Raw genomic sequence first — 333 nt, forward strand, 5'->3', positions numbered from 1 at the left:
CCTCTCTATAATAATGTGAAATACCAATGGCAGGAAAAAAAATCAACAGCTAATACCTGGACAAATGTTGGAAATGACGCCCCCCAGTTTACTATTTCTAATGTTACTATGGGGATGAGCGGGAATCTATATAGAGTTGTAGTCACGCCTACAGATCCCTTTGAAACCTGCAAGATTTCAATCTCAAGAAAAGTTAGCTTAACGGTAGGTACTACAAATATCTGGAGAGGTGCCACTGATACAAATTGGAATAATGCTTCTAACTGGAGTTGCGGGTCTATTCCAGATCTAACTACAGAGATTCTTATACCCGATGGTCTTCCAAATTATCCT

Annotated in this window: 1 protein-coding gene; it reads left to right on the plus strand. The window is 39.3% G+C overall.

Annotation, left to right across the window (positions count from 1 at the left end; all coding sequences use genetic code 11):
- Positions 1–333: hypothetical protein (locus ACNKXS_RS15185; protein WP_417921617.1), on the plus strand; the 333-nt coding region annotated here is incomplete at both ends.

The organism is Christiangramia marina (assembly GCF_048285865.1).
Taxonomy (GTDB): Bacteria; Bacteroidota; Bacteroidia; order Flavobacteriales; family Flavobacteriaceae; genus Christiangramia; species Christiangramia marina.